The sequence below is a fragment of the uncultured Sunxiuqinia sp. genome, assembly GCF_947495665.1.
In the GTDB taxonomy this organism is placed as follows: Bacteria; Bacteroidota; Bacteroidia; order Bacteroidales; family Prolixibacteraceae; genus Sunxiuqinia; species Sunxiuqinia rutila.
In genome coordinates this window covers 95653-114391 of record NZ_CANLZV010000015.1, presented here as the reverse complement: position 1 = coordinate 114391, position 18739 = coordinate 95653, and the positions used below count along the sequence as shown (strand labels likewise).

Genomic DNA, 18739 nt, shown 5'->3' with positions numbered 1-18739 from the left:
CCAAATGCATAAAGACTATAAATAAGCAGAACCTATGAGTAAGATACTAATCATTGATGACGACACGTTTATTTGCGAAATTCTGAAAAAGCAACTGACAAGTAACGGCTACCAGGTGGAAACAGCCTTTTCAGGCAGAAAGGGGATGGAAGCGGTCAAGAGTAAAACCTTCGACTTGGTGCTTTGTGATTTTAGGTTGCCTGACACCGATGGGCTGGAATTGCTGCAACGCATCAAAGCGATTTCCCGATCCACCATCGTGATTATTATTACCGCTTATGCCGATGTTCGCCAGGCGGTGAAGCTGATGAAAATGGGAGCTGAAGATTACATCACCAAGCCTTTGCAGCACGAGGAGATTCTGGCTCTTGTCAAGCAAAAATTAACCGATGAGAAAAAGGAGAGCGCGCAGGCCGATGATCACATTTACACCGATGGCGACTTTGTGATGGGCAAGAGTGATAATATGCGTTCGGTCATTAACTTGTCGCGGCGTGTGGCACCAACCAATATGTCTGTGCTTATTCAAGGGGAGACCGGAACCGGCAAAGAGTATATTGCCCGGTTTATTCATCAGCACAGCAAGCGTAACAACAAGCCTTTTGTGGCGCTCGACTGCGGGGCAATTCCGAAGGATCTGGCCAACAGCGAGCTGTTTGGGCATATCAAAGGATCGTTTACCGGCGCGGTTCGCGATAAGGAAGGGGTTTTTCAGCAGGCCAACGGTGGGACCCTTTTTCTGGATGAGATTGGGAATCTGACTTATGACATTCAGGTACGTTTGCTTCGAGTGCTGCAGGAACGTACCGTTTCACGGGTGGGCGAAAACAAATCACAGAAGGTTGATGTGCGCATTATTACGGCTACCAACGATGATTTGTTGGATGAAGTGAGCCAGAACCGTTTTCGGGAAGATTTATACCACCGGGTGAATGAGTTTAAAATTAACCTGCCTTCGCTTCGGGAGCGGAGAGAAGATATTTTGTTTTTTGCCAATCACTTTCTGCAGGCCTCCAATGACGAGTTGGGCTTGCAGGTAGAACAAATAGCGCCGGATGCTGAGTTGATTTTGCAAAAATACCCGTGGCACGGGAACCTTCGGGAGTTGAAAAATGTGATTAAGCGGGCCACTTTGCTGTCAGGCGGTACGGAGATCACAAAAGACTGCCTGCCGCGCGATATTGTTTACCCATCGGAATCGGAAGTGAAGAGTGAAACGGTGGAAATTGGCGAATCCAAATTGAAAGATGCCTCGTCTGAGTTTGAGAAACAGCTTATTTTGCGAACCATTGAAGAGGCCGGGTACAATAAGTCGAAAGCAGCCCGACTGCTGAAAATTGATCGAAAAACATTGTACAACAAGATCAAGCAATACGGAATTGAGATTTAGTGTGCGCCTGATTCTTTGGAATGGATATTGAACATTGGGGGCATTGAGGAGGATGCAAAATGTGCCAATCAAATTTATTGAAGAAAATAGCCATTGTGGACGAGAATCAGGACTGTCTAGGCGTGAAAGGGGGAAGCCTGAGTCAGGAGACCTTGAAAAAACAGGTCCAATGTTTTTCAAAAGCAGCCGGCCTGTTAAGTTACCTGAAACAACTTAAGCAAGAAGGATTGTTTGAAAAATTCCCGGATTATGTGTTGATAGACATTCACTTGCCCGATATGGATGCCATAACGTTTTTGAATAGCTTTGAGGAGCTTGTTGCCAATATTGAAACGCCGGAAGTCTTTATCCTGTCAAGTTCAGGGAGCAAGAAAAGCCGGGACCTGGCCATGCAATATCCCTTTGTGAGTGCCTATTTGAAGAAACCGGTTTCGGCTGATTTAATTGAAGTGTTGATTGCCGGCAGAGGTGTGGATGATTCCCCTCATTAGTTTGTGGATATTTTTGCCCATTGATCCGCTCAGCCGGTAGGCGTTGCAGCAAACTCTTTTTTTTCGTTTAATTTTATAGCTGAAGTTGCTGTTTTTAGAATGAACCTCTCAAGTCGATTTAGTGGGCTGAGCTGTAAGCGAAGACAGAATCCCATTGAAGGAAGACTTGTAATATAAATTAAATACCACTGATCACGATGAATTTTCAACTGTCCGACAAATCATCATTGAGCTATGTGAGAGGGATTGTCATGATCCTTTTAGGAGTAGCGCTTTTGTTTTTTCCGGGTTTCACCTTGCTGTCCATTACCCGCTTTGTTGCCGCTTTCCTTTTGGTGAAAGGAGCCTTGTCGGGCCTTGTTTTGCTGCTTTCCAAAAACCGACCAAGACGCTCTTCTTTTGTGTTCGAGCTAATTTTTGATCTTGGTATCGGGCTCCTGATTTTGTATAACCCTAGTGGAACAATTTCATTCTTTGTTATTCTGCTGGCCATTTGGGCCTTATTGGGGGGATTGCTTATGGCTTTTTCGTTTACAAGCTTGCGAAGAGCCGGCATCACCAATTGGGGCTTATTTCTCAGCAGCGTCATTGCCTTGTCTTTTGGGTTGGTGCTTATCTTCGAACCTTTACGCAGCGGATTAACGCTGGCTACGGTTATTGGGGCTTTTGCCCTGGTGTATGGGGTAGTCAGTTTGCTTTCCAATCTTTCGCAAAAACACCTTCAATAGCCCTTGGTGTTCCTACCTGTTCTGTCGGTGGTCGAAAAATCTGCATCATTTTCTTCAGCTTCTCGGTGCTGAGATTTTGCTTCTGTTTACGAACCGGCTTACCAAGGTGTTTTCACTCACGTTAATCAGGTGCATTTCCGCAAGCCTGCACTTTGCAGGACAACTTCGAATAAAGGAATGGGCTGCCTGGCCTTCTCCTTAGGTTAATGAATTGATTTTCCCAAGGCTTAACTCTTGATAAGGTTTTTCCACAAGTTGTGGAACATATTCTACTTCTTTAAAGCCGTTTGTTTGATGGGAGATGTTTGTAAGCTCTTGTTATTCAGCAAATGGTGGGGTGAGGTTGTTGGCTGGGCCTTTTGGAATGGTTTTTTCTCTTTTGTAAGTAAATGCTGAAAAACAAAAATCATGAGGAATCTGAAGAAACGAATTGAGAATATGAATCTTTATTTGAATTCCAAGTCGTATTCAGCTAAAGATAAACAGACCATCCGCGGAAGCAATTCCCGAATGCGGTCCGGACGAATAACAACGACCCGTGATAATAACACAAATACGCGGACGTCGGATAAGTGGAAGACGTCTATTTAGATAACTTAATTATTAACCATTAAAAAATGAAGCCATGAGTAAAGCAACACGAAATGCCCTGTTGGGATTTGTTGCCGGTGCTGCCGCTGGAGCATTAGCCGGAGTTTTATTAGCCCCTGAAAAAGGTGAAAAAACAAGAAAGAAAATCCAGAAAAAAGTGAAGCGAGTATCTGAAGACATGACCGATGTGATCGGAGAAAAAGTTGACCATTTGAAAGATCAGGTTAATGAAATGATCGATCAGGTCAAGGAGAAAACAAACGAAGTGGAAGAGAAAGTTAAAAAAGAAGCCAAAGCGCAGGCAGATGCCGGTGGAAAGTAAGCTAATCATTAAAATTCTCTAATCTTATGAGCAAAAACCTATCAGATAATGTCAATGAACTGAGTGAAGTTACAAAGAAGTATGTTCAGACACGCATTGAGCTGTTGAAGCTTTCGGTGCTTAGCAAAGTAACCCAGGTTACAAGTTATTTTATCAGCACCCTAGTGTTGATTACGGGTGTAGCAATGGTGGTGTTTTTCTGCTTTGCTGCATTTGTTGCCTGGTATGGGCAGGTTTATCATGATTATCTGACAGGTTTGCTGCTTGTCATCGGAGTGCTTGTTGTGCTTGTTGTCCTGTTTGCCTTACTGAAAAAACAGTTGGTTACCTCGCTGGTTTTAAGAAAGTATTCCTCCTTGTTGTTTGACGATGAAGAAGAGGAGGTAGAATTATGAAGGACATCAGAAACATGCGTGAATTGAAACTGAAAAGACAGAACCTACGCTTTAAGTCGCGCTATTTGGAAGATAAATTGAAAGATCAATCCGGCGAGGCGATACAAGCCTTTACAGGGTATGTTAAGAACCTGGCTTTTGAAACAGGTTTAAAGATTGCCCTGCAGTTGTTTTTTCGACATCGAAAACATCAAAAAGAAGCGGATCCCGAATCAACGACAAAATAAAATAAGGGTTAGTTGTCATTTTACGATGATTGCCCTGCAACAATAGAACTCAAATCAAAAAGTCATGAAAACAAATTTATTGCTACTGGATACCTCAAAAAATATGGAACCCCTCATTTTTTCGGGCTTCAACTTAAGTAACCAGCAACAGCGAAAACTTAAAATAAGCTATGTGCTGGACTTTAATTGGATGGGAAGCGGTGCTTTTATTGAGCCAACAGGCTCTAATATTGATGCTAGCCTTCGCGTGGCCGAGAAAACATTGAGAAAAGATTTTGAACAAGCCCGAACAGAAATGCAAAGCATTGTGGCAAAATACCTGGAGCTTCACCCACAAAACGTTCCTTATGAGCTGGATGTGGTGGAGAATGACCGGTTGAGTGTTGTTAATAAAACGATAGAGGAAGAGAAAGATGTTTTGCTGCTAATGAGCAATTACAACAGCTATTCCGGACTGGACACCGGAGCAATCAACTATCCCAATATCATTGATAAAGTAGCTTGCCCGGTTTTAATTCTTCCCGACGATACTCCTACGGCGGGCATCAATACATACTTGTATGCTACAGCCTTTCACCCCGAAGATTTTAAGGCCATGCGCCACTTGAAAGAATTGACAGAAGGCCTGAGCCAATGCAGTCTGACCGTTTTTCACAACCTGGAATCCACCAATTTTGAATCGATTTTGAAATGGACCGGATTTAAAACCATGACCAAGGAAAGTATCGAGGGATTTCAATTGAACTTTGCCCATTCGCATGAGAAAAATGTACGCGAGGGATTGAAAAAATACCTGGAAGATGAAAAACCAGACGTCCTTGTGATCATGAAAGAAACAAAAGGCTTTTTAGCTGACCTGTTTTCTTCATCGGAAACACACTATGTGCTCACTCATTTTAAACGACCGGTATTGGTCTATCACGAAGAAAACCTGAAATAACGAATTCATTAAAAGCGAAAGAGGAAGACCATGGAAACAAAAGAAAAAACATTTGTAAGACTAGGATTTAACCAAAAAGATACCTCAGAACTGATCGAGCAAATCAATCGTTTAATCTCCAGTTACCATGTCCATTACCAGAAATTACGCAATTTTCATTGGAATGTAACCGGCAAAGACTTTTTTGATTTGCATGAGAAGTTCGAGGAATTATACGATTTTTCCAAAGTGAACATTGATGATTTGGCTGAGCGGGTGCGGGTATTTGGAGCCCACCCAACGGCAACCTTACAGGAATACCTGACCATTTCCAAAATTCAGGAACCCGAGGGAATTCCCGGCCCCGAAGAGATGGTTGGACAAATTCTGAGTGACTTCGAGATTTTGTTGTCGCAAATGATTAATGTCCTTGAAACGGCCAATGATTTGGGGGATGTGTCCACCATTGACTTGGTTAACTCAATGGTAAAGCAGACCGAAAAATATTTTTGGATGTTCACTTCCTGGATGGAAGACAAATAGTCAAATTTAAATTTTATTTATAGAAAGCTGTTGATTTTTCAACAGCTTTTTTATTGCCTGAAAACACCGACCGGCGCTGTTTTTAACCGTTAAATCCTAATTAAGAGTGAAAGTAAATAGCGATGAATTAATGACTTTTTAAGCAAAGGATCAAGGTTTATGACTATTTTTACAAACTTGGCCTCCCAAGGAAGTTTTCAACCGTGGTTTGTTAATTATTGACAAAATCGAGGGACTTCAAGGGTGTTTTGTTTTCTTTATATTTGTGACAAATAGCAATAAGTATGACTCCTAATTACGATGAAGGTTCGATAAGAACGCTTGATTGGCAGGAACATATCCGGAAGCGTCCCGGAATGTATATCGGAAAGCTGGGTGATGGAACTGCCTCTGACGATGGAATTTATGTGCTTCTAAAAGAAGTCATGGATAACTCAATTGATGAGTTTATGATGGGCTTTGGTAAGAGAATCGAAGTTCATGTTTCAAACGAGTTGGTAAGTGTACGCGATTTTGGACGTGGAATTCCTTTGGGCAAGCTGCTTGATGTTGCTTCGAAAATGAATACCGGGGCCAAATACGACTCGGAAGTTTTTAAAAAATCAGTTGGACTGAACGGAGTTGGTATAAAAGCGGTGAATGCCTTGTCGACCAGCTTTGTCATCAAGGCATTTCGGGAAGGACAGGTCAAAGAGATTGCTTTTTCAAGAGGACAGGTCGTTGAGGAGAAAGAACTGGGAACAACTGAGGAACCCAATGGAACAATGGTTTCCTTTGTGCCGGATGGAGATATTTTCAGAAGTTTCCGCTTCCAGAAGGACTATGTGGATAACATGATGAAGAATTACTCGTTCCTGAATGCCGGATTAACCATCTTGTGCAACGGAGAACGATTTCAGTCAAAGAATGGACTGAAAGATCTTCTGGAAGAAAATCTGGATGCCGAGCCTCTTTACCCGGTTATTCATCTGAAAGGCGAAGATATTGAAGCGGCTCTTACCCATGGCAATCAATATGGCGAAGACTATTATTCGTTTGTAAACGGGCAGCATACCACGCAGGGAGGAACCCACTTGGTTGCTTTTCGTGAAGCCATTGTGAAAACGGTGCGTGATTTCTACAAAAAGGATTTTGATCCTTCCGATATCCGGGCATCCATCATTGCGGCCATCAGCATCAAGGTGGAAGAGCCTGTGTTTGAATCTCAAACCAAAACCAAATTAGGATCACGCGACATTGGCCCTGACGGCCCCAGCGTGCGTAACCATGTGGTCTCCTTTATTCAGAAGGAACTGGACAACTACCTGCATAAAAATCAGGAGGTGGCCGAGGTGTTGCTGCGACGAATTCAGGAGTCGGAGCGTGAGCGAAAGGCTATTTCCGGGATCAAAAAACTGGCCAAGCAACGGGCGAAAAAATCGAGCCTGCACAATAAAAAATTGCGCGACTGTCGAATTCATTACAACAAAAACCATGAGCGCAAAAGCGAATCATCGATTTTTATCACCGAGGGAGATTCGGCCAGTGGATCGATTACCAAGTCGCGCGATGTGAATACGCAAGCGGTGTTCAGTTTACGTGGAAAACCGCTGAACACCTATGGAATGACCAAAAAGGTGGTCTATGAAAATGAGGAATTTAACTTGTTGCAGGCTGCTCTGAACATTGAGGAAAGCATGGAAGATTTGCGCTACAACAAGGTTATTATCGCCACCGATGCCGATGTGGACGGTATGCATATTCGCTTGTTATTAATCACGTTCTTTTTGCAATTCTTCCCGGAGTTGGTCAAAAAAGGACACCTTTATATTTTTCAAACCCCCTTGTTTCGTGTTCGGAATAAGCAGAAAACCTTTTATTGCTATTCCGAAGAAGAGCGTTTGGCGGCCGTAAAAGCGGTGGGAGCCAAGCCAGAAATTACCCGATTCAAAGGATTGGGGGAAATATCACCCGATGAATTCAAGAAGTTTATTGGTCCGGATATTCGTCTGGAGCCCGTTCAAATGAAAAAACATGAATCTGTTTCGCAGATGCTTGATTTTTACATGGGGAAAAATACCCCGGACCGGCAGGAGTTTATCATCGATAACCTCTATGTGGAAAAAGACGAAGTGTAATTCATTCGCGTGATTGATTGAACCTAAAGTTTTACCTATAATAAAATCGTTGTGGCAGAAGAGGAAGTAAACAAAGATAGTCAGCAGGCTGATAAAAGTGATGGCATTACCTACTTGTCAGGGATGTACCAGGATTGGTTTCTTGATTATGCATCATATGTTATTTTAGAACGTGCAGTGCCTTATGTCAATGACGGATTGAAACCCGTTCAACGACGTATTTTGCACGCTATGCGCGAGATGGATGATGGACGGTACAATAAAGTGGCCAACATCATTGGGCAAACCATGCAATATCACCCACACGGTGATGCCTCTATCGGCGATGCTCTGGTTCAGCTGGGACAAAAAGATTTGCTGGTTGACAGCCAGGGAAACTGGGGAAATATTTTAACCGGCGATGGGGCAGCCGCTCCACGTTACATTGAGGCTCGTTTGTCAAAATTTGCCCTTGATGTAGTGTTCAATCCCAAAACGACCAACTGGAAATTGTCTTATGATGGGCGGAAGAAAGAGCCCATTACTCTGCCTGTTAAGTTCCCTTTGTTGTTAACCCAAGGTGTAGAAGGAATTGCAGTTGGGTTGGCGTCGAAAATTCTTCCTCATAACTTCAATGAGCTTATTGATGCCTCGATCGCCTATTTGAAGGGAGAGGAATTTGAAATTTTTCCGGATTTTCCAACAGGCGGATCGGCCGATTTTTCGCGTTACAACGACGGACTTCGCGGAGGAGCTATAAAGGTGCGTGCCAAGATTGAGAAAGTGGACAACAAAACTTTGGCCATCACAGAACTGCCTTTTGGAAAGACCACTTCAAGCCTAATCGAATCGATTATTAAGGCCAACGATAAAAATAAAATCAAAGTAAAACGCATTGATGACAACACTTCTGATCGGGTGGAGATTCTGGTGCATCTTGGCGCCGGAGTATCTTCTGATAAGACCATCGATGCCTTGTATGCCTTTACTGATTGTGAGGTTTCCATTTCACCCAACGCGTGTATTATCGAAAATGATAAGCCGCTTTTCATTGGCGTGAGCGATATTTTGAAACGCAACACGAATCAAACGTTGGCTTTGCTTAAGCTGGAACTGGAGATCCGCAAGGGGGAGCTTGAAGAAGCCTGGCACTTTTCCTCTTTGGAGAAGATTTTTATTGAAGAACGCATTTACAAGGATAAAGAGTTTGAGCAGGCCGAAAATATGGACGAGGCGGTGGCTCATATTGATCATCGGCTGGAACCATGGAAGCCTAAGCTGAAGCGGGAGATAACGCGGGATGATATTCTGAGGTTGATGGAAATCCGCATGGCGCGTATCCTTAAATTCAATACGGATAAGGCCAACAATCATATTCAGTCGATTGAAGATGAAATTGAAGAAATCATCCGGAAAATTCAAAACATCGTTCCCTTTACGATTGAATATTTCCAACGGATAAAAGATAAGTACGGTAAGGAACGGGAGCGCAAAACGGAGATCCGAAGTTTTGAAAGCATCGAAGCCAGTAAGGTGGTTGTTGCCAACGAAAAACTCTATTTCGACCGGGAAGAAGGCTTTATGGGAACAAGTTTGCGCAAGGCCGAATACGTTTGTGATTGTTCCGATATGGACGATATTATTGTTTTCCGGAAAGATGGAACGTATTTCGTGACCAAAGTGTCGGAAAAAGCGTTTGTGGGCAAAAACATTCAGTACCTTGGCGTATTCAAAAGAAACGATAAACGGACGATTTACAATGTGGTTTATCGTGATGGACGACAAGGAACGTTCTACATGAAACGTTTTGCCGTTACCGGCATGACCCGTGATAAAGAATATGACCTGACTAAAGGAACAGCGGGCTCCCGAATTTGGTATTTCAGTGCCAACCCCAATGGCGAAGCCGAAGTGTTGCGGGTTACCCTGAAACATAAGGCACGCCTGAAAAAACTCAACTTTGAAGTGGACTTTGGCGAGTTGGCCATTAAAGGCCGTGGAGCCATGGGGAATATCCTGACGAAGAACGATGTGCACAAAATCAGCCTGAAGGAAAAAGGGGTTTCGACCCTTGGTGGACGGAAAATATGGTTTGACCCGGATGTGTTGAGGATTAATTCCGATTCAAGAGGTAAGTTCCTGGGCGAGTTCCAGGGGGAAGACAAGATTTTGGTTCTTTACAAGAACGGAGAGTATCAGTTGTATAACTTCGACTTATCAAATCATTTCGATCCGGACATCCTAGTGATTGAGAAGTTTGACCATGCCAAGATATTATCGGTAGTGTATTACGATGCCCAGCAGGAATATTACTACGTTAAGCGTTTTGAAATAGACGAAACCATGGGACGACGCATCAGCTTTATTGGTGATCATCCCGACAGCAAGCTGGTTAGCTTAACTTGGGTGCATTATCCCCGTCTGGAGATTGAATTTGGCGGGAAAAATTCGGCGCGGGAAAATGAAATTATTGAGGTGGCCGAGTTTATTGGTGTAAAATCGTACAAAGCGCGAGGCAAGCGGTTGACTAATTACGAGGTTGAGAATATTACCGAGATTGAACCAATTGTGAAGGATGAGGATGATAAGCCGGCTTCGGATATCGAACCGGAAGAAGTTTCGGACGATGTGCCTTTTGAAGTGAAGCGTACGGACGAAGAGGAAGAAGACGATAAAAATCAAATGTCACTGTTTTGATGAAAGTATTTTTGATCGGATATATGGGCTGTGGAAAATCAACCTTGGGGAGAAAGCTTTCGGAGCAGTTGAATATTCCGTTTGTTGATTTGGACAAGTATATTGAGGAAAAATACTTTAAGTCGATCCCACAGATTTTCGCAGAAGAGGGGGAGACGGCATTCCGAAAAAAGGAACAAAAAGCACTGATGGAAGTTGCCGATTTTGACCGGGTTATTGTTGCTACCGGAGGTGGGGCTCCCTGTTTTTTTGATAATATGGAGCTGATGAACCAAGCCGGGTTGTGTGTTTTTTTAGATGTGCCAACAGCAGCGTTGGCCGACCGGCTGAGTCAATCAAAAACAGAACGTCCGCTCATCAAAGGGAAATCCAATGAGGAGTTGCTGGCCTTTATCGAAAATGCGATGGCTGTTCGTCGGCCATTTTACGAAAAGGCAAAATGTATTTTAAAAGGAGATCAGATTTTACCAGAGCAAATTATTGCTGAAATAAAAAATTGAACGTGAGTCAACTTGAAATTTGTGCATTGGCGTCGGGAAGCAATGGAAATTGCTATTATGTGGGGAATGAAAAAGAAGCGGTTTTGGTTGATGCTGGCTTGTCGGCCAGGCAAATTCAACTTCGGTTGGAGCAGAAACAGATTGATCCTTCCAAGTTGAAGGCAGTTCTGATCACGCATGAGCATAGCGATCATTGTCGGGGTGCCCGCGTGTTGGGCAAGCGCATGGGGATTCCGGTGTACCTTACTAAAAAAACGTTTTTGGCCATGCGTAAGGCTGTCCGGCCTGAAACGCCCCGCTGGTTTGAACCCAATGAAGAATTTCAGGTTGGCGAGTTTTCCGTTTTACCCTTTTCCAAACAACACGATGCAGTGGAAGCTTGTTCTTTTCGGGTTTCCTATGCCGGCAAACATGTTGGTGTGATGACTGACATTGGAGAAGCCTGCGAACGTGTGAAAGCTGAGTTTGCCCGCTGTCATGCTGTTTTTCTGGAAAGTAACTACGATGACGATATGCTGATGAATGGCCCGTATCCTTATTACCTGAAACAGCGCGTGGCTTCTGATAGGGGACACTTGTCCAACGAACAGGCTTGTTTGTTATTGAAGGAGCATGCCGGGGAACAGTTGCATACCATCCTGCTGAGTCACCTTTCAGGCGAGAACAATACGCCGGAGAAGGCCTATGCGGTTTTTGAAAGCCTTAGCCAAACCTATCGGATTGAGTTAACCTCCAGGCACGCACCCACCGAAATAATTGCAATTTAGCTGTGTCTTTTTAGTTTTTTGATCTTCCGGTTTGCTTTGTAGAAGTATTCTGAAGAGCAATTGCCTATTGCTTATTTTTGGAAAATCATGGACGTACTAAATAAAAAAAGCCTGACCGAAGCCAGGCTTTTAATAATACAAGTAGTGATAAATATCGTTAATTGAAGGAGCTGACTTCGAAAAGTACCCGCTCCAATCGCAGAATTAGTCTACTTTAGTTACGTTCGTTGCAATTGGTCCTTTGTTTCCTTGACCAATTTCAAATTCTACAGTCTCGTCAGTGTCAAGACCAGCGTAGGCATCAGCTAAACCAGAACGGTGAACAAAGATGTCTTTGTTGTCCTCGGTCAGGATAAATCCAAAACCTTTGGTTGCGTCATACCATTTTACAGTACCTTTCATAATCAAGCTCCTAATTAGTAGTTTGATCTGAAGTTGTTGTCTCTACGGCCGTAACCGCCGCCACCGCCACGGTTGTTGCCACCACGGAAGCCACCGCCGCCACGGTTGTTGTCTCTCTTTTTCTCGATAGACTCATTAACAACCATAGAGCGTCCTTCTACTTCTGCACCGTTCAATTCTTCAATCGCTTTTTGGGCTTCTTCAGCATTAGCCATTTCAACGAATCCGAATCCTTTACTTCTACCAGTAAATTTGTCTGTGATTAACTTTACAGAAGTCAGCTCACCATACTCCTCAAAGATCTCACGCATATCATCTTCAGTAATTGCGTAATTGAGGTTTCCTACAAAAATGTTCATAATCAGTATTAAAATAAAAATGTGAATGGCAAATGTAGACTAATTTTGCTTTAAAAAAAATAAAATGGGGAAAATAAATGAATTATTTTCGATTTTCTTTTTGTTGATAATCAATATGAAAGCGGAATTAAATGCTGAAAAAGTTAATAACAAGGAGCATTTTTGCCTGAATGCGCTTGTTGTAGGCCGAAGGAAGGCCTTCGCGTGATTTTTTTTTGAGGAATGGGAGGAGAACTGCTTGGCTTATTGAAATTGAGGTGCCCTAAAAAAAATGGCGTTTGAATGTGAAGCTTGAGAGGCGTAGCTAATTACGCAGTCGGCTCCAAAGTTGAAGGTGGTTTATTGTAGGGCTTCACCTCCCGTTTTTGGAGCCGACTGGTAATTGGTAACTTAATGTTGTTAGTTCTCCAGCAGGTTGTCGCTTATGGCCTGCAATGTTTTTTGCTTGAAGGCTGTAGGAACCAAAACGGAGATATTGTGACGGCTTCCACCGTAAGAAATCATACGAATTGGAATGCCTTCCAAGGCATTAAATACTTTTGATGCAAAACCACGCTCTTCACCAATGATGTCACCAACAATACAAATAATGGTTTGCTCTTCGTCAACCAAAACTTCACCATATTCTTTAAGCTCTTTCAGGATGTCTTTCAGTTTGCTGGTGTTGTCGATGGTCAGCGAAACGGCTACCTCTGATGTGGAGATCATGTCGATTGGCGTTTTGAAAAACTCGAAAATTTCAAAAATGCTTTTCAGGAAACCATAAGCCATAAGCATACGGTCGGAACGAACTTTAATGGCTGTAATGCCGTCTTTGGCTGCCACCGCTTTAATGCCACTGCCGCTGGTCTCTGATGTGATTAGTGTGCCCGGATCACTTGGGTTCATCGTGTTTTTCAGGCGAACCGGAATGTTGTGCAACTTGGCCGGAAGAACAGTTTGCGGGTGCAGAATCTTGGCTCCGAAATAAGCCAGCTCGGCGGTTTCGTTAAACGATAGCTGTTCGATCTTTTTGGTGTTGCTAACATAGCGGGGGTCGTTGTTGTGAAACCCATCAATGTCGGTCCAGATTTGGATTTCTTCGGCATATAGAGCTGCCCCAATCAAGGATGCGGTGTAGTCTGATCCACCACGCTGCAGATTGTCGATTTCGTCTTTGTCGTTCCGGCAAATAAAACCTTGGGTAATGTAGTAGTCGGCATCGCCAACTTCTTTCATCACTTTTTCAATATTGACCGTAATGGCATGCAGATCGGCTGATTTTTCTGCATCGATTCGCATGAAGTCGAGCGCAGGCAAAAGCTTGGTGTTGTATCCGTTTTCAAGCATAAGCTGGGTGAACAGGCCGGTTGACATGAGTTCTCCTTGCGCCAGAATGGCTTGTTCGTTGGTCTGGTCAAATGCTCCGCTAGCTTCTTGACGAATCGTTTCGAAGCATTTTTTGATGATTTGCAGGCCTTCCTTTTTTCGGGCTTCTTCCTTGAAAAGATTGGAAACAACTTCCTTATATTGTAGTTCGAGCTTACCGATCTGAGCTCGTGCAACGTCCTTGTTTTTCTTGTGTAAGTAGTCAGAAATTTCAACTAAAGCATTGGTCGTTCCTGACATCGCGGACAGAACCACCAGCTTTTTTTTTCCATCAGTAATTAAGTTCATAACAGCGTTCATATTTTCAACGCTTCCAACTGATGTTCCTCCAAATTTTAAAACCTTCATAGTCTGATTTTTATTCATTAAAAGTTTTGTGTTTTGAAACACAAAGATTAAAATTTTTTTTCTCAAATTTTAGGTTTTAGACGAAAGAGGTGAATGTTTATGCGCAAGAAATGAATAAATATTAACCACCAGGTTTCATGAAATAATACGTCTGGGGTGGATAGGAGGTTTTGTTTTTGATAGCTAGTGTTTTATGGGTTTTGTGATGGCATCTCTTGTTGTACATATTGTTGATTTAAGCGCAAAAAAAGGCTGCTGATTAGGTGTTGTATAATAGTTAAGATTTTATGAAATTGTCATTAACTTTGTAATCAAAGACTTTTTGGTGGATATCCAGTCTCTTCTCAAGAGATTTATGTGCAGCTAGGGGTGGATGCACGGATGTCCACCTTTCTTTTTGTATAAAGGATCGAGATTTTTGACTTGCCTCTTTGTGCTAGAAATTACCGAAAATCGCGTGCTTTTCCGAGTTGAAATAGATGGTGGAGTAAATGTGAAAACCATCCCGGTTGGTCGATAGTTTCCGCTCGACATAAAGTACCGGTTCCCCTTTTTTGATATTCAGCAGCTGGCTTATTTTATCATCTGCTTTAATGGCTTTTAGCTTTTGCTCGCCTCCTTTAATTTCAATCTGGTAGTGTCCTCTTAAAATGTCAAAGAGTGATTTATTCTCAAATGTTCGGCTGGTAAAGCGCGGCAGATTGATATTAGGAATGTGGTTGATGTCGTAAAATACGGCTTGTTCATTCACAAAACGAAGGCGTTCCATGTAAATACAACCAAAGTCCTTTTCAGCTTCCGAAAGGTCAAAGTTGAAAGGCGTAGGCCAAGCTCTGATCGTTGGTTTTTGCAGAATTTGTGTCTGCAGGTATTGTTTCCCAATAGCCGATGATGTGCCGGATATCGATAAAATACCAATGTCTTGAGGAGGCTTTTGGACAATGCTTCCTTTGCCTTGTTTCTTGTAAATGAAGCCATCCTGCACCAGGGCTTCCAGGGCATGGCGCACTGTTGGGCGTGTCATGTTGTGAACCGCGCACAGTTCATTTTCCGAAGGAAGTAAGCTGCCTTCTTCATAAACGCCGGAGAGAATATGCTTACGCAGAATTTCGTATAATTTTTTGTACTGTGGAATTCGGAGTTCTTGCACCATAGCTTGTTGAATGAAAATCAAAAGTAAGAAAAATATTTAAATTCTTAATTTCAACTTGTAAATACAAGTTGTATGATGTAAGTTTACAACCGTAAATTTGTCAAAGCCATGTGCTGTGGTAGTTGTGTGTGGCTGTGAATGGACGATGAATCGAACTTATGTATTAACAAGTGAAATAAACGTATATGGCTATTCCGGTAATTATGCCTCGACAGGGGCAATCTGTAGAGACTTGCATCATCGGAGAATGGTACAAGCAGGTAGGCGATCAGGTGAAAGCAGGTGATTTGCTGTTTTCCTATGAAACGGACAAAGCTTCGTTTGAGGAAGAAGCGAAAGAGGACGGAGAACTTCTGGCTGTCTTTTTTGAAGAAGGCGACGAAGTTCCTGTATTGATTAATGTGGCTGTTTTGGGTCAACGTGGCGAAAGTGTGGATGAATTTCGTCCGGGGGGAGAACAACCTGTTGATGCTGCCGCCGAGGCAGAAACGGTTCCTGAAGTCGAAGCAATTCCGGATACCGAAGAAAAACCGGTGGTGTTAAGCGGGCAGCCTGAAGGCAACGTGAAAATCTCGCCCCGGGCCAAAGTGATGGCCGAGAAGCTGGGTGTTCCGTATGGTAAGGTGCAAGGCTCCGGGCCTTATGGTCGCATCATTGCGCAGGATATTGCAGGGGCTGCGGAGGCTTTGCCCAAGCTCACTCCCTTGGCTCAGGAAAAAGCAAAAGCTGAAGGCTTAACTCCTGCTGCTGAAACCACGGGATTGGGCGGTCGTGCAGCTGCTGAAAACCTGATTTCGTACAACCCGGTTTATGGGGATGACTTTGAAGTGAAGAAGCTGACCAATATTCGCAAGCTGATTGCTAAAGCCATGCACCAGTCGTTGCAGAATTCGGCCCAGCTCACCCACCATATGAGTGCCGATGCCCGTCAGATTATGGCGCTGAGGAAATCCTTTAAAAAGAAACTGGAGGCTGGAGAAGTTTCTCAAAATATTACCATTAATGACATGGTGTGCTTTGCAGTGATTCAGGCGTTGAAAAAGTTCCCGCAGGTGAATACGCATTTCATTGGCGACAGCATGCGCTGGTTTAAGAAAGTGCACCTGGGGCTGGCTGTAGACACCGAACGTGGCTTGATGGTGCCGGCCATTAAAAATGCCGATGACCTTTCCATTGAAGGGCTTTCGTCGCAGCTGGCTACTGTAGCCGGGCAGTGCCGCAAAGGCAATGTTGATCCTGAGTTGCTGAAGCCGGAAGCGGCCAGCTTTACTGTTTCCAATTTGGGTAATTATGGGGTTGAGATGTTTACGCCGGTTATTAATCTGCCACAGACGGCTATTTTGGGGGTCTGCACCATTGTTCCCCGTCCAAAGGATTTAGGCGACGGTGTGTATGGTTTTGTGCCGATGATGGGGCTTTCACTGACCTACGATCATCAGGCGCTGGATGGCGGCGAAGCCACCCTGTTCCTGAAAGAAATTAAAGAACAAATTGAAAACCTGACGCTGTGAGCTTTCCGGGAAGCCAATAAATCTGAAAATCCAAACAATGAGTAACAAATTTGATATAGCAATTTTAGGCGGTGGTCCCGCTGGATACGTTGCTGCCGAGCGCGCCGGTGCCAAAGGAATGCGCGTTGTAATTTTTGACAAAAGAGCTTTGGGTGGGGTGTGTCTGAATGAAGGATGCATCCCAACCAAAACGCTTCTGAATTCGGCTAAAGTTTTGGAGTATGCCCACGAGGCGGGCAAATATGGTATTGCCATTGAGTCGCCTGTCTCCATTGACTTCGGCAAAATCATGAAGCGCAAGGATAAAGTGGTGCGCAAGCTGGTTGCCGGTGTTGGCGCCAAGATGAAACATGCCAAAGCCGAAGTGGTGATGGCTGAAGCTGTCATCAAGGAAAAGCGCGGTGATGTGATTACCCTTACGGCTGACGGAAAAGATTACCAGGCAACACGCCTTTTGATCTGCTCCGGCTCGGAAGCGGCTGTTCCTCCCATTCCGGGATTGGATCAAAACATTGTTACCACCAACCGCGAAATTCTGAAGTTGAAAACCCTGCCCCAAAGGTTGGTGATTATTGGCGGAGGGGTGATCGGAACTGAGTTTGCCGATTTCTTCAATGCCATGGGCTCCAAGGTAACGGTTATTGAAATGTTGCCGGAAATCCTGACTGGGGTGGATGAAGATATTGCCGCTTTTGTGCGCAAGGAATTTACCAAGCGCGGGATTGATTATCATTTGAACGCGAAAGTGACTGAGCTGAAAGGCAAGGAAGTCATCTTTGAGAAAGACGGGCAGGTGCAATCGATCACTGGTGATGAGGTGTTGTTGTCGGTGGGGCGTAAAGCCAATGTGGATGGCATCGGACTTGAAAACATTGGGGTGGAGTTTTCCCCCAGGGGAATTAAAATTGATCAGCATTGTCGTACCAATGTTCCCAATGTGTATGCTGCAGGTGATGTTACCGGTTTTTCGTTGCTGGCACACACGGCTAGTCGCGAAGGCGAAGTGGCCATCAACCACATGTTGGGACGTAAAGATGTCATGCGATACCAAGCCATTCCGGGCGTAGTATATACCCATCCGGAAATAGCCGGTGTTGGCCTGACCGAGTCCGCTGCAAAGGCAAAAGGAATAGCGGTGGAGGTGCGCCAGTTGCCGATGGCTTATGCCGGACGTTTTGTGGCCGAGAATGAAGGGAAAGATGGATTCTGCAAGGTGATTGTGGGTAAAAAATACAAGGAAATTCTGGGAGTTCACCTGGTTGGAGGAGCCTGCTCCGAAATGATCTGGGGTGCCTGCGCCTTAATTGAGGCCCAGTTGCGTGTTCAAGATGTGGAGGAAATTGTGTTTCCCCACCCAACAGTCAGCGAAATCATTAAGGAAACGATATTTCAGTTTTAAAAAGTTCCAAATTTCATGTTTCAAATTCCAGGTTATGGCAACGGTTGAGCGTTTTGAAGATTTAAATGTTTGGAAGGCTGCACGTGAGTTTTGTAAGTTGATTCATCAGTTTACGTTAAGAAATGATTTCTGCAACGACTTCAAGCTGGTAAGTCAAATTCGGGCTTCGTCTGGTTCTGTAATGGATAACATTGCTGAAGGGTTTGAAAGGGATGGAAATAAAGAGTTTTGTCAATTTTTGTCCTTTTCAAAAGGTTCTTGTGGTGAAGCCCGTTCTCAGCTTTATCGTGCATTGGATGCCGGCTACATTTCAAAAGCCGATTTTGACCAGGCTTATAACCAGGCCATGGAGATCAGTAAGATGCTCAGCGGGTTTATAGCCTATCTGAAAGAGACTGAGTTGAAAGGGCGAAAGTTCAAATAGTTGTTGAGTCTAATTTGGAACATGGAACTTTGAATTTGAAACTGTTTACAGGAAGCTCAATATCAGAATAACAAACTAACGAAAGAGTAAAGCAAATAGAATAAAACTG

General features: G+C 43.8%; 19 protein-coding genes. 15 read left to right on the top strand and 4 right to left on the bottom strand.

Translation table 11 applies throughout. From position 1 onward, the window contains the following. The first annotated feature begins 34 nt into the window (after nt 1–34). The 12 genes from Q1A18_RS15940 to Q1A18_RS15885 all read left to right on the top strand — a co-directional run bounded on the left by Q1A18_RS15940 (nt 35) and on the right by Q1A18_RS15885 (nt 11666). On the top strand, nt 35–1390 hold the full coding sequence (locus Q1A18_RS15940) for a sigma-54 dependent transcriptional regulator (RefSeq protein WP_299582822.1): 1356 nt from the start codon (nt 35–37) through the stop codon (nt 1388–1390). Nucleotides 1391–1467: 77 nt separating this feature from the next. Next, nucleotides 1468–1881, top strand: a complete 414-nt coding sequence (locus Q1A18_RS15935) for a response regulator (RefSeq protein ID WP_299582819.1) — start codon at nt 1468–1470, stop codon at nt 1879–1881. Nucleotides 1882–2078: 197 nt separating this feature from the next. Beyond that, nucleotides 2079–2609 (top strand): DUF308 domain-containing protein, encoded by a 531-nt coding sequence (locus Q1A18_RS15930; RefSeq protein ID WP_299582816.1) that lies wholly within the window; start codon nt 2079–2081, stop codon nt 2607–2609. A gap of 625 nt (nt 2610–3234) precedes the next feature. Then, the gene (locus Q1A18_RS15925) at nt 3235–3522 is read left to right on the top strand and encodes a YtxH domain-containing protein (protein WP_299582813.1); all 288 of its coding nucleotides are present in this window, start codon (nt 3235–3237) and stop codon (nt 3520–3522) included. 26 nt (nt 3523–3548) lie between these two features. Continuing rightward, nucleotides 3549–3917, top strand: a complete 369-nt coding sequence (locus tag Q1A18_RS15920) for a phage holin family protein (protein WP_299582809.1) — start codon at nt 3549–3551, stop codon at nt 3915–3917. Continuing rightward, nucleotides 3914–4144, top strand: coding sequence for a hypothetical protein (locus tag Q1A18_RS15915; RefSeq protein ID WP_299582806.1), 231 nt, complete (start codon nt 3914–3916; stop codon nt 4142–4144). The genes Q1A18_RS15920 and Q1A18_RS15915 overlap by 4 nt, the downstream gene beginning before the upstream one ends. 64 nt (nt 4145–4208) lie before the next feature. Next, complete coding sequence (locus tag Q1A18_RS15910; protein ID WP_299582803.1) at nt 4209–5084, top strand: universal stress protein; 876 nt, start codon at nt 4209–4211, stop codon at nt 5082–5084. 30 nt (nt 5085–5114) lie between these two features. Continuing rightward, nucleotides 5115–5606: a DNA starvation/stationary phase protection protein gene (locus Q1A18_RS15905; protein ID WP_299582800.1), complete on the top strand. Its 492-nt coding sequence runs from the start codon at nt 5115–5117 to the stop codon at nt 5604–5606. 284 nt (nt 5607–5890) lie between these two features. Then, nucleotides 5891–7723 carry a DNA topoisomerase IV subunit B gene (locus Q1A18_RS15900; RefSeq protein ID WP_299582797.1) on the top strand — a complete coding sequence of 611 codons (1833 nt, stop codon included), beginning with the start codon at nt 5891–5893 and terminating at the stop codon, nt 7721–7723. Nucleotides 7724–7774: 51 nt separating this feature from the next. Beyond that, nucleotides 7775–10399 (top strand): DNA gyrase/topoisomerase IV subunit A, encoded by a 2625-nt coding sequence (locus Q1A18_RS15895; protein WP_299582794.1) that lies wholly within the window; start codon nt 7775–7777, stop codon nt 10397–10399. Continuing rightward, nucleotides 10399–10899: a shikimate kinase gene (locus Q1A18_RS15890; protein ID WP_299582791.1), complete on the top strand. Its 501-nt coding sequence runs from the start codon at nt 10399–10401 to the stop codon at nt 10897–10899. Before Q1A18_RS15895 ends, Q1A18_RS15890 begins: the two co-directional genes overlap by 1 nt. A gap of 2 nt (nt 10900–10901) precedes the next feature. Then, complete coding sequence (locus Q1A18_RS15885; RefSeq protein WP_299582788.1) at nt 10902–11666, top strand: MBL fold metallo-hydrolase; 765 nt, start codon at nt 10902–10904, stop codon at nt 11664–11666. Between the two features lie 204 nt (nt 11667–11870). Here Q1A18_RS15885 and Q1A18_RS15880 read toward each other — a convergent pair whose 3' ends face one another. The 4 genes from Q1A18_RS15880 to Q1A18_RS15865 all read right to left on the bottom strand — a co-directional run bounded on the left by Q1A18_RS15880 (nt 11871) and on the right by Q1A18_RS15865 (nt 15296). After that, a complete protein-coding gene (locus Q1A18_RS15880; protein ID WP_299582785.1) occupies nt 11871–12068 on the bottom strand; it encodes a cold-shock protein in 198 nt (65 codons plus the stop codon). A 14-nt stretch (nt 12069–12082) separates the two neighbouring features. Next, nucleotides 12083–12427, bottom strand: a complete 345-nt coding sequence (locus Q1A18_RS15875) for an RNA-binding protein (RefSeq protein WP_299582782.1) — start codon at nt 12425–12427, stop codon at nt 12083–12085. Nucleotides 12428–12826: 399 nt separating this feature from the next. Then, nucleotides 12827–14143, bottom strand: a complete 1317-nt coding sequence (locus Q1A18_RS15870) for an aspartate kinase (protein WP_299582779.1) — start codon at nt 14141–14143, stop codon at nt 12827–12829. Nucleotides 14144–14579: 436 nt separating this feature from the next. After that, nucleotides 14580–15296, bottom strand: a complete 717-nt coding sequence (locus tag Q1A18_RS15865) for a GntR family transcriptional regulator (RefSeq protein ID WP_299582776.1) — start codon at nt 15294–15296, stop codon at nt 14580–14582. Between the two features lie 185 nt (nt 15297–15481). Between Q1A18_RS15865 and Q1A18_RS15860 the strand changes: the two genes are divergently transcribed. The 3 genes from Q1A18_RS15860 to Q1A18_RS15850 are packed head-to-tail and all read left to right on the top strand — an operon-like array spanning nt 15482 to nt 18630. Beyond that, on the top strand, nt 15482–16807 hold the full coding sequence (locus Q1A18_RS15860; protein WP_299582774.1) for a dihydrolipoamide acetyltransferase family protein: 1326 nt from the start codon (nt 15482–15484) through the stop codon (nt 16805–16807). Between the two features lie 37 nt (nt 16808–16844). After that, nucleotides 16845–18206, top strand: a complete 1362-nt coding sequence (gene lpdA / locus Q1A18_RS15855) for a dihydrolipoyl dehydrogenase (RefSeq protein WP_299582772.1) — start codon at nt 16845–16847, stop codon at nt 18204–18206. A gap of 34 nt (nt 18207–18240) precedes the next feature. Continuing rightward, nucleotides 18241–18630, top strand: coding sequence for a four helix bundle protein (locus tag Q1A18_RS15850; RefSeq protein ID WP_299582769.1), 390 nt, complete (start codon nt 18241–18243; stop codon nt 18628–18630). The last annotated feature ends 109 nt before the right edge of the window (nt 18631–18739 follow it).